The organism is Achromobacter semiaridum (assembly GCF_053543755.1).
On record NZ_JBLVOL010000066.1, the window covers coordinates 1 to 11,328 of the forward strand.

At 65.7% G+C, this 11,328-nt stretch carries 9 protein-coding genes and 1 pseudogene; 6 read left to right on the forward strand and 4 right to left on the reverse strand.

Translation table 11 applies throughout. The features are described 5' to 3' along the window. Both ACNPP0_RS18150 and ACNPP0_RS18155 read right to left on the reverse strand, forming a co-directional pair. Positions 1–404, reverse strand: a pseudogene (locus ACNPP0_RS18150) (ATPase); the annotation flags it as partial. Next, positions 404–1,105, reverse strand: coding sequence for a response regulator (locus ACNPP0_RS18155; RefSeq protein WP_039882801.1), 702 nt, complete (start codon positions 1,103–1,105; stop codon positions 404–406). The gene ACNPP0_RS18155 and the pseudogene ACNPP0_RS18150, both read right to left, overlap by 1 nt. Positions 1,106–1,388: 283 nt before the next feature. Between ACNPP0_RS18155 and ACNPP0_RS18160 the strand changes: the two genes are divergently transcribed. Beyond that, a complete protein-coding gene (locus tag ACNPP0_RS18160) occupies positions 1,389–2,747 on the forward strand; it encodes a fimbrial protein (protein ID WP_332612765.1) in 1,359 nt (452 codons plus the stop codon). Between the two features lie 92 nt (positions 2,748–2,839). Beyond that, positions 2,840–4,669, forward strand: coding sequence for a DNA helicase RecQ (gene recQ, locus ACNPP0_RS18165; RefSeq protein WP_332612766.1), 1,830 nt, complete (start codon positions 2,840–2,842; stop codon positions 4,667–4,669). Between the two features lie 50 nt (positions 4,670–4,719). Here recQ and ACNPP0_RS18170 read toward each other — a convergent pair whose 3' ends face one another. Beyond that, positions 4,720–5,775, reverse strand: coding sequence for a cytochrome d ubiquinol oxidase subunit II (locus ACNPP0_RS18170; RefSeq protein ID WP_332612768.1), 1,056 nt, complete (start codon positions 5,773–5,775; stop codon positions 4,720–4,722). Continuing rightward, on the reverse strand, positions 5,772–7,115 hold the full coding sequence (locus tag ACNPP0_RS18175) for a cytochrome ubiquinol oxidase subunit I (protein WP_448706624.1): 1,344 nt from the start codon (positions 7,113–7,115) through the stop codon (positions 5,772–5,774). Before ACNPP0_RS18175 ends, ACNPP0_RS18170 begins: the two co-directional genes overlap by 4 nt. Before the next feature lie 136 nt (positions 7,116–7,251). On the opposite strand from ACNPP0_RS18175, the gene ACNPP0_RS18180 reads away from it, so the two are divergent. The 4 genes from ACNPP0_RS18180 (at position 7,252) to minE (ending at position 11,319) form a co-directional block, all read left to right on the forward strand. After that, on the forward strand, positions 7,252–9,021 hold the full coding sequence (locus ACNPP0_RS18180; protein ID WP_332612770.1) for a glutamine--tRNA ligase/YqeY domain fusion protein: 1,770 nt from the start codon (positions 7,252–7,254) through the stop codon (positions 9,019–9,021). A gap of 174 nt (positions 9,022–9,195) precedes the next feature. Then, a complete protein-coding gene (gene minC, locus ACNPP0_RS18185) occupies positions 9,196–10,101 on the forward strand; it encodes a septum site-determining protein MinC (protein ID WP_332612771.1) in 906 nt (301 codons plus the stop codon). Positions 10,102–10,242: 141 nt separating this feature from the next. Beyond that, on the forward strand, positions 10,243–11,058 hold the full coding sequence (gene minD, locus ACNPP0_RS18190; protein WP_006217655.1) for a septum site-determining protein MinD: 816 nt from the start codon (positions 10,243–10,245) through the stop codon (positions 11,056–11,058). Positions 11,059–11,061: 3 nt separating this feature from the next. Beyond that, entirely contained in the window at positions 11,062–11,319 is a 258-nt protein-coding gene (gene minE, locus ACNPP0_RS18195) for a cell division topological specificity factor MinE (RefSeq protein WP_006217654.1), read from the forward strand. The last annotated feature ends 9 nt before the right edge of the window (positions 11,320–11,328 follow it).

The following is an 11,328-nucleotide window of genomic DNA, read 5'->3' on the forward strand; positions in this document are numbered from 1 at the left end:
CGGGAGGCGGGCCGGGCGTCGGACCTGGACTCCGGCCGTGCGTCGGACGGGGGCGGCGGTGGCGGACGCGGCGCGGTGCGCGGCGGTGGAGGCGGACGGCGGCCGTTGAAACGTTGAAGCTTGGCCTCAGCCGGCAACACGCGCGACCACAGGCGCCATTGGTTCTGTGATGCCGTGCGCACGAAATCGGCGCGGTCCTCGGCGGGCACCTCGGACAGCGCCGCGCGCAGCGTGCGGATGGTGGTGACGATATAGCCGATGGCCACGTCTTCCATGAACTTGTGCCGGAAGTACGAGACCGTCACCAGCGTGGCCGCTTGCGTCAACAGGACGGCGCCCAGGATCAGCAGGATCAGGCGCGCCCGCAACGAGCGCGGCACCAGAAAGCGGGCGGGAAAACGCATCAGGGAGAAAACCGGTAGCCAATGCCCCACACGGTCTGGATCCAGCGCGGCTGCTTCGGGTCGTCTTCGATAACGCGACGCAGGCGCAGGATGGCGATGTCGATGGCGCGGTCGTTGCGTTCGCCCGCGTCATCGTCGCGCGCCAGCGCCAACAGGCGTTCGCGCGACAGCGGCTTGCCCGCGTTGCGCACCAGCGCTTCCAGCAGATTGATTTCGCCGCCGGTCAGCTTGACGACGGTGCCGTCACGCGACAACTGGCGGGTGGAGGGGTCAAACAGGAACGGGCCGAACGTGACCGGCGCGTCTTTGGTCAGCGCGGACGGACCGCGCTTGCGGCGCAGCACGGCTTCGATGCGGGCCAGGAGCTCGCGCGGGTCGAAGGGCTTGCCGACATAATCGTCGGCCCCGGCTTCCAGGCCGATGATGCGATCCACCGCCTCGTCGCGCGCGGTCAGCAAGATGACGGGGATGTCTTCGCCCTGCTCGCGCAGGCGGCGGCAGGCGTCGGCGCCATCGCCGCCGGGCAGCATGCGGTCAAGCACCAGCAGGTCGGGCGCGTAGCGGGTGATGCGCGATGACAGATCGGTGGCGTCCGGCGCCAGCAAGGTGTCGTAGCCGTGCCGATTCAGGTAGTCGGCCAGCAGTTGTCTTAGGGCCGGGTCGTCGTCCACGACCAGCAGCTTGGTATGAGGATTGTCCATGGATGCCATAGTGCGGCGCGGCGCGCCAAGCCGCAAGGGGCAGGAAATCAACTGAAATACACCTGTTGCACGATGTACGGACCCCCGTCCCACAGCGTTCCGGCGGCACGTCGGCGCGTGGCCGGCGCCCGGGTGCTGGGCGGCTGGCCGTCCGCGAAACCCGTTCCGGACCCTTTTCCGCACCGGCCCACTGGCCGTAAAATACCGGCTTGCCTTGCCGCTGGTCCGGTTTACTAAAAATCGTTTACAGCTACCGCGGCGCCCCCTCTCTACACTGTTTTTTATGGTCGCCCCTGCAAACTGGCGCAGACGGCTGTTGCATGCGGCGCTGACGGCGGGATTGTGCTGCCCGCTGGCTACCGCGCTTGCCGACACGCTGGCTGCGTCCCCCCTTCCGAACTCGATGCCCGCCCAGGGCGCGCCGGTGCTTGTGGCACGCGGTATCGGCGTACTGTCCCCGGTACAGCCTATTCCGGTACGCCCGGCGCCGTCGATCGAATCTCGCGCCGTGCCCCTGGGCCCTCCGCCCTGCGGTTTGCAGGCCGCCGAGCCCGCGCTGGATACCAGCGTGCGGGGCGCCGATGACAGCGGCGGCGAGGCGATTCCCGGTTTGAATACGGGCTTGTCCCAAGGCGTGGAGAGCGGTGCGCTGGCCTGCGACGATCAGGTTGCGGGTGTGGCCGACGGCAATGCGCCGGACGACAGCGTGTCCGACAGCAGCGTGCCCGACTATTCCTTCGCGCTTGAAGAAAGTGACATACCCCGCATACCCGTCGTGGTGATTTCAGGCGTGTCGCGCCCGACCCGCCCGTGGTTTTCATCAGTCAGCGGCCAGGACGGCCTGCGTTACGGCGGCGACCGCAATTGGGTCTATCGCAACACGGCCGGCCCGTCGCTGACGGTGGGCAATATCAACGCCAATGCTCCCGCCTGGGGCAGCACCGCGCCGGTGGGCGGTTTGCAGATCGCCAATTGGGCCGGGTCCACGGCCTCCGTGCCGGAAGGCAGCTTTGGCTATTCATCGTCGGTGGGCAAGCTCAACCGCATGGACCCCACCGCCAGTTCGGGCGCCGTGGACTATGGCGCGTCGGTCGGCATGGGCAGCGTGCGCTACGGCCTGACGCCTGCGCTGACCGTCGAAGGCCAGATGCAAAGCGCCCCGTCGCTGACCACGCGCGGCATGGGCACCACCTACGCGGCGGGCGAATACGGCACCTTCCAGGCCGGCGCCACGCAAAGTTCGTTCGACGCGTCCAACGCCTGGCGCTACCGCTTCGGCTACAACGTCCAGGTCGCGGACGCCGTCAACCTGGGCTACACAAACGAGCAGATCGGCGCCGGGTTCGGCGACCTGTCCAACTATTCCGGCGGCGTGGCCGCGGCCCCGCAATCGCGCAACACGCTATCGGCCGGTGTGCCGATCCAGGGCTGGGGCACCGTCAGCGGCACCTATTCGGGCCTGCACGAAGGCTCGGTGCTTGCCGAACAGCGCGTGGGGCTGTCGCACAGCATGTTCGTCGCCCCCAAGGTCAAGCTGGCCGTGGGCGCCGACCGCGACATCGTGTCGGGCAACTATGAATGGCGGGCCAACCTGAGCATGCCGGTCGATACCTTCATGCGCGGCACGTGGCTGAGCTGGTAGCAGGCCGCAAGCCGGACGGAAATATCCCCCTGAAACGGGCGCCCGGAAATTGCGGCTTAAAATCCCTGCCATGATGCTTCCGGCCTACCCCCATGTCTGACGCGCGCGCCCTGGGCGTACTACAGCGCGTTTTCGGTTACGAATCCTTCCGCGGCGACCAGCAAGCCATTGTCGAACAAGTGATCGACGGCGGCGACGCGTTGGTCCTGATGCCCACGGGCGGAGGGAAATCGCTCTGTTACCAGATTCCGTCGCTGGTGCGCGAAGGCACCGGCATTGTCGTGTCGCCGCTGATCGCGCTGATGCAGGATCAGGTCGACGCCCTGACTGAATTGGGCGTGCGCGCCGCCTTCCTGAACTCCACGCAAGACTGGCGCGTGGCGCGCGATGTCGAGCAGGCGTTCCTGGCCGGTGAACTGGATCTGCTGTACGTCGCCCCCGAACGGCTGCTGACCGACCGCTGCCTGCAACTGCTGGAACGCGGCCGCATCGCCCTGTTCGCCATCGACGAAGCGCATTGCGTGTCGCAATGGGGTCATGATTTCCGGCCGGAATACCTGGGCCTGTCCATGCTGCACGAGCGCTGGCCCGATGTGCCGCGCATCGCGCTGACGGCCACGGCCACGGCCGAGACCCGGACCGAGATCGCCCAACGCCTGTCGCTGGACGACGCCCGGCACTTTGTGTCCAGCTTCGACCGCCCCAACATCCGCTATCGCATCGTTGAGAAAAACGAAGTGCGCAAGCAGCTGCTGGAGATGATCCGCACGGAACACCAGGGCGAGTCCGGTGTGGTGTACGGCCTGTCGCGGGCGCGGGTCGAGGAAACCGCCGAATTCCTGTGCAACCAGGGCATTGACGCCATGCCGTATCACGCGGGGCTCAGCCCCCAGGTGCGCGCCGCCAACCAGTCCCGGTTCCTGCGCGAAGACGGCGTGGTCATGGTGGCCACCATTGCCTTCGGCATGGGTATCGACAAGCCGGACGTGCGCTTCGTGGCGCACATTGACCTGCCCAAATCGGTTGAAGGCTATTACCAGGAAACCGGCCGGGCTGGTCGTGATGGGCTGCCCGCCACGGCGTGGCTGGCCTACGGCCTGCAAGACGTGGTGCAACAGCGCCGCATGATCGACGAATCCCCCGGTGACGAATCCTATCGCCGCCGGCTGGGCCAGCAGCTGGACGCGATGCTCGGCCTGTGCGAAACGGTGGAATGCCGCCGCGTGCGGCTGTTGGCGTACTTTGGCCAGCACATTACCGCCTGCGGCAACTGCGACGTCTGCCTGGAACCGCCACAAGCCTGGGACGGCACGGTGGCCGCTCAGAAAGTGCTGTCGGCCGTCTACCGCTTGTGGAAAGAACGCGGCCAGCGCTACGGCGCGGGCCATATCATCGACATCCTGCGCGGCAAGGTCACCGACCGCACCAAGCAGCACGGCCACGAAACGCTAAGCGTGTTCGGCGTGGGCGAAGACCTTAGCGATACCGCCTGGCGCGGCGTTCTGCGCCAGTTGTTGGCGCAAGGCCTGTTGACGGTGGACAACGAAGGCTTCGGCACGCTGGCCCTGACAGAAGGCAGCCGCGCGGTGCTCAAGGGCGAACGCCAGCTGATGCTGCGCCGCGAATCCGAAAAGAAGACCCGCTCGGGCAAGACCGGCAGCGGTCGCCCCAAGGCTGCCGCCATCGACCTGCCGGCCGAACTGCAACCCGTGTTCGAGGCCCTGCGCGCCTGGCGTGGCGAAGTGGCCAAGAGCCACGGCGTGCCCGCCTACGTCATCTTCCATGACGCCACGCTGCGTGAAATTGCCCTGGCGCAGCCAGAGTCCATGGACGCCCTTAGCCACATCAGCGGCGTGGGCGCGCGCAAGCTGGAAGCCTACGGCGAAGAAATCCTGCAACGCGTGGCCAAGCCGGTGCTGTAACGGCCCGGCCCGGGCGAAGCGCCCCATTTCCAGGAGCCCCGTCCCACGTCTTAATACGACGGCGGCGGCAGCAGCGGAACCGGCGGGCGTTCCTTGCCGAACACCGACCGGTACGCCAGGATGTTGAACACCAGCACCACCGGAATGCCGACAACCGCGCCGGCCATCACCAGCCGCATCGACCCCAGCGCGCCCGCGCCATCCCACAGCGTCATGTCGTCCAGGATCAGGTACGGGAACAGGCTGTAGGCCAGCCCGCTGAGCATCAGCAGGAACAGCGCCACGCACAGCACGAAGGGCAGCCAGCTGAAGCGGTCCGCGCGGCCGGGCAGGCGCGCCAGCAGCATTTCGGCCGCCACGTAGCCCGCCAGCATCAGCACCCACACGGTGGCGGCCAGGCTCAGGTGAGCGATGTTGCTCCATTTGTAGAAGATGCCCGCATTGGCCAGGCCCAGCGTCACGGCAATGGCCACCATGCCTACCGCCGTCCAGCGGATGGCGTGGCGCGCCCAATAGGCCGCGCGGCGCTGCAAATCACCGTCCACACGCATGACGAGCCAAGATGCGCCCAGCAGCACATAGGCGGCTACCGCGCACAGCCCGACGAACATGGCGAACCAGCCGTATCCCGCATCGGACTGATAGCCCGTGGCGATGCGCCCCAGCAGCATCCCCTGCCCAAAGGCCGTGATGATGGAGCCGGCCCAGAAGCCGAAGATCCAGCGCGGCTTCATTTCGTTGCGCGCACGGATCCGAAATTCAAACGACACGCTGCGCAGCACCACGCCCAGCACCATGAACGTCAGCGGTCCGTACAGCTTGCCCAGCACCGCGCCCCACGCAAACGGGAATGCCGAGGCGAACAGCCCCATGCCCAGCAGCAACCAGAATTCGTTGGCATCGCGCCAGGGGCTCAAGAGCGACATCATGCGGCCGCGCTCGTGTTCGGGCGCCAGTTGCAGCAGGATGCCCACGCCCAGATCGAAGCCGTCCAGAACCATGCCGGCGGCGATCACCACGAACAACAGGCCCATGAAGGCCAGCGGCATCCAGAAAGAAGGGTCTTCGGGGCTGAGCCCCTGCGATGCGGCCAGCATGGCGATCATGGCGTACCTCCGCCCAATTTACGGACCGGCACCACGCCGTATCGGGCGGCGTGAAACAACATGCCCGTGAACGCGGCCAGCAACAGGGCATACAGCACGCCATAGCCCATCAGCCCATAGAGAACCGTGCTGGACGGCATCTGCCCCAGCACCTCGGATTGCGTGATCGTGCCGTTCACCACGAACGGTTGCAGGCCGATGATGGACACCCACCAACTGGCCACCACGGCAACCCCGCCCGAAAACATCATGCCGCACAGCACGCGCTGCCACCACTCAGGCAGCGTCGACGGGTCCAGCCCGCGTCGGCACGTCCACAGGAACGTCACGCACGCCACCGCCAGCATCAACAGCCCCGCCGCCACCGCCACCCGCAGCGACCAGAACGTCAAGGCCACCGGCGGCAACATGCCGGAATACTTGTCCAGGCCCTGGTACGTGCCGTCGGCGTTGCGATGCAGCCAGCGGCCGCCCGCGTTGTGAATGGTGATGTCGGACACATTGGTGTGCGCGCGCGCATCAGGCCAGCCAAACAAGACCAGTTGCGGTTCGGCGCCGCTTTGCCAGAAGCCCGCGGCAGCCGCCGCCTTGGCCGGTTGCAGTTTGGCCACCATCTGGCCCGCACCGGTGGCCACGGGAATCTGCAGGATCGCGGCCAGCAGGGCGATGACCAGCGCGGTCTTGAACGCATTGCGTTCGCCGTCGCCCAGCGGGCGACGCAGCGCCTGCAATGCCGTCACGCCCATCATCAGGAACGAGGCGGCCAGCGCCGCGCCCACCGCCACCACCGCCATGCGCCAACCCACCGAAGGGTTCAGCACCACGGCCACCCAGTCGTAGACCTGATAGCGGCCATCAACCAGGATCGCGCCGTCGGGCGTCTGCATCCATGACTGCAAGGCCAGCACCCAAAACACCGCCACCAGCTGGCCCACGGCCACCATCAGCACGGCCAGGGTATGGGCGCCATCGGACACCCGGCGTTGCCCGAACAGCATGACGCCCAGGAAACACGACTTCAGGATGAATACCGACAGGATGCCGTAGCCCAACAGCGGGCCGGCCACGTTGCCGATCTTGTCCATCAGGCCTGCCCACAGGCTGCCGATCTGGATCAGCACGGGCACGCTGGCCGCCAATGTCAGGACGAAGGCCAGCGCAAAGATGCGGACCCAGAAGCGGTAGGCGGCGGTCCAGCCGGGGCGGCCGGACCAGCGTGCGCGAATCTTGAAAAACAGCAGAATCCAGACAAGCGCCAGGGAAACCGCCAGGAAAAGCGCCAGGAAGCTCAGGCTGGCCACGAACTGCGCACGGGCCAGGGAAAGGGTGGATATATCCATGATGGCCCGTAGTGTAGAGCCAGTTACAAGGCCGTGGGGACAGTTTGAAACCGGTTGCAGAGGGTTCAAAAAGGCCCCTGTTGCGGAACGTGGCAAAATTGACGCTTTGTCGCCGCTTTTTCCTATTCTTTCAAGAATGACCTCCGCCACGACGCCGACCCCTGCTGCATCCAATTTCCTGCTCAACATCGTCCAGGACGACCTCGAAGCCAACCGCTTCCAGGGCAAACGCTGGGCGGGCAAGCCTGGCCCGGCCGCCGTGCAGGAACAGGGCGACCAGGACCCGGCCCGCATCCGCACGCGCTTTCCGCCGGAGCCCAACGGCTACCTGCACATCGGTCACGCCAAAAGCATCTGCGTGAACTTCGGCCTGGCGCGCGACTTCGGCGGTGTCTGTCATCTGCGCTTTGACGACACCAACCCCGAAAAGGAAGACCAGGAATACGTCGACGCCATCATCGAGGCCGTGCGCTGGCTGGGCTTTGACTGGAAGGCCGCCGATGGCAAGGAAAACCTGTACTTCGCCAGCGACTACTTCGGCTATATGTACGAATTCGCCGAAGCCCTGGTCGAGGCCGGCCATGCCTATGTCGACGAGCAAAGCCCCGAAGAAATCCGCGCCAACCGTGGCACGCTGACCGAGCCGGGCACCGATTCGCCGTGGCGCAACCGCCCCGCCGCTGAATCGATCGCCCTGCTGCGCGAAATGCGCGACGGCAAGCATCCCGACGGCAGCCTGGTGCTGCGCGCGAAGATCAACATGGCTTCGCCCAACATCAACCTGCGCGACCCGGTCATGTACCGCGTGCGCCATGCCACCCACCACCGCACGGGCAACCAGTGGTGCATCTACCCGATGTACAGCTGGGCGCATCCGGTGGAAGACGCGCTGGAAGGCATCACACACAGCGTCTGCACGCTGGAATTCGAAGACCAGCGCCCGTTCTACGACTGGATCCTGACGCGCCTGGCCGAACTGGGCAAGCTGGCCCAGCCGTTGCCGCACCAATATGAATTCGCCCGCCTGAATCTCAGCTACGTCGTCACCAGCAAGCGCAAGCTGTTGCAGCTGGTGCGCGAAGGCCACGTGGACGGCTGGGACGACCCGCGCATGCCGACCATCTTCGGCCTGCGCCGCCGTGGCTACACGCCGGCCTCGATCCGCCTGTTCTGCGACCGCACCGCCGTGTCCAAGTCCGATTCGCGCATTGACTACAGCCTGCTTGAGCAAGCCGTGCGCGACGACCTCGACCCCATCGCGGCCCGCTCGGTGGCCGTGCTGGACCCGATCAAGCTGGTCATCACGAACTACCCCGAAGGTCAGTCCGAGCCCTGCACCGCGCCGCGCAACCCGCACGACCCGGAAGCCGGCGTGCGCGAATTCCCGCTGTCGCGCGAACTGTGGATCGAACGCGACGACTTCCGCGAGGAAGCGCCCAAGAAGTACTTCCGCCTGTTCCCCGGCAACACCGTGCGCCTGAAGTACGGCTACGTGGTGCGCTGCACCGGCTTCACCAAGAACGAAGCCGGCGAAATCGTCGAAGTGCAGGCCGAATACCTGCCCGAGACCAAAAGCGGCACGCCGGGCGCGGACAGCGTCAAGGTCAAGGGCAACATCACCTGGGTCAGCGCGGCCCACGCGGTGCCCGCCCAGATCCACCTGTACGACCGCCTGTTCGCCGATGCGCGTCCCGACGGTGGCGACAAGGACTTCCTGACCTGCCTGAACCCGAACTCCAAGCAGACGGTCACGGCCTGGCTGGAACCCGGCACCGTCGCCACGCCGGGCGCTACCTGGCAGTTCGAGCGCCTGGGCTACTTCACGGCCGATCTGAAGGAATCCACGCCAGACGCCCCGGTGCTCAACCGCATCGTGACCCTGCGCGATTCCTGGGCGCAAGGCTAAGCCGCCGCGCCACGCCGCCACGCGTGCGTAACACGGGAAAAGGCGCCTTCGGGCGCCTTTTTCTTTCGTCTTCCCCCCTGCGCACCCCACCCCGGCGCGGGTTATCATGCCCGACATCCCGCAGCCGGTTGCGCGCGCCGTTTTCCTGGCGCCGGACCGCCAGCCACAATCAAGATGAATACTGAATCGCTAGCCCTGGACTTCAAAAGCGCCACCCTTTACGCCATTCGCGTGGTTCTGCACAGCGCGGACCCCGAACGCCTCGCCGCCGCGCTGGCCAAGCGCATGGCGGATGCCGGCAGCTTCTTTGAAAACGAACCCGTGGTCATCGACGCCAGCCGCGTCGAAGACGCCATCGACTGGCCGGCGCTGGTTGCCGCGCTGCGCGCGCACAACCTGCCCGCGATCGGCGTGGTGGCCGAAGGCGCCAACCTGAAGGCCGCGCGCGACGCCGGCCTGACGCCGGTCGAGCTTTCCACCCCGCCCGCGCGCCCTGCCCCGGTTGTGGACACCGCGCCGCCCAATGATGTATCGACGCCCGTGCCGTCGGTGCCGGCCGCGGCCGTTGAAACCGCGCCCGCCCCGACCGATACCTCGGCAGCGGAAAGCACGGCCTCTGACAACGCAGCCACCGACAGCGCGGCAGAAGCGCCCGCCAAGCCCGCGTCCGCCGAGCCGATGCCCGCGCGCGAAGCCAGCAGCACCACCTCTGCCTCCACCCCCACGCAAGCCGCGCCGCATTCGGCATCGGCGCTGGTCATCACCAAGCCGTTGCGATCGGGCCAGCGCGTGTACGCGCGCCACACGGACCTGGTCGTGATCGGCATGGTCAGCCAGGGCGCCGAAGTCATCGCCGACGGCAACGTGCACGTTTACGGCCCGTTGCGCGGCAAGGCCATGGCCGGCGCGCGCGGCGATACGTCGGCGCGCATCTTCACGACGCACCTGGACGCGGAACTGCTGGCTGTGGCCGGCGTGTATCGCGTGGTGGAAGACAAGCTTGACCGCACGTTGCAAAACCAGCCGGCGCTGGTTCGCCTGGATGGCGACACGCTGCGGATCGAGGCCCTGAAAAGCTGATCGGACGATGGCAACACGGCGTGCGCGCACGCCGCATACATCGTTCGGAACCTCAGGTCTCAACACATTCTGTAAGAAGCCTTACATGGGCTTTTTGCTTTACGATAACGCGATTTATTCGAACATAAGGGTTTGATCGTCATGACACGCATTGTTGTGGTGACTTCCGGCAAAGGCGGCGTGGGTAAAACCACGACGAGCGCCAGTTTTTCCGCGGGCCTCGCGATGCGGGGCCACAAGACCGCTGTCATCGACTTCGATGTCGGCCTGCGCAATCTCGACCTCATCATGGGCTGCGAGCGTCGCGTGGTGTACGACTTCGTCAACGTGATTCAGGGCGAAGCCACCCTCAACCAGGCACTGATCAAGGACAAGCAGCTTGAAAACCTGTTCATCCTGCCCGCCTCGCAAACGCGCGACAAAGACGCGCTGACGCAGGAAGGCGTGGAAAAGGTCATCAATGACCTGAAGGAAATGGGTTTCGAGTACATCGTCTGCGACTCGCCGGCCGGTATTGAAACGGGCGCGCTGATGGCCGCTTATTTCGCCGACGACGCGCTGGTCGTGACGAACCCGGAAGTCTCGTCGGTACGCGATTCCGATCGCATCCTGGGCATTCTGGCGGCCAAGTCCAAGCGTGCGGTGGACGGCGGCGAACCCGTCAAGGAATTCCTGCTGCTTACGCGCTACAACCCCAAGCGCGTGGTCGACGGCGAAATGCTGTCGCTGGGCGATATCGAGGACATTCTGCGCATCAAGCTGATCGGTGTGATCCCCGAATCGGAAGCCGTGCTGCAAGCCTCGAACCAGGGCCTGCCGGCCATCCACCTGAAAGAGACCGACGTCTCCGAAGCGTACAAGGACGTCGTGGCCCGTTACCTTGGCGAAGACAAGGCCCTGCGCTTTACCGATTACGAAAAGCCCGGTTTCCTGAAACGCCTGTTCGGAGGCAAGTAAGCAATGTCCTTCCTGTCGTTTCTGCTTGGTCAAAAGAAAACTTCCGCGTCCGTCGCCAAGGAACGGTTGCAGATCATCCTGGCCCACGAGCGGGGCCGCGGCGACTCGCCCGACTACCTGCCGCAGCTGCAGCAGGAACTTATCGCCGTGATTTCAAAGTACGTGAAGATCAACCCTGAAGACATCAAGGTGCACCTGGAACGCCAGGACACGCTGGAGGTGTTGGAAGTGAAGATCGAGATGCCGCAGAACGAAACCTGATGCGGCCGT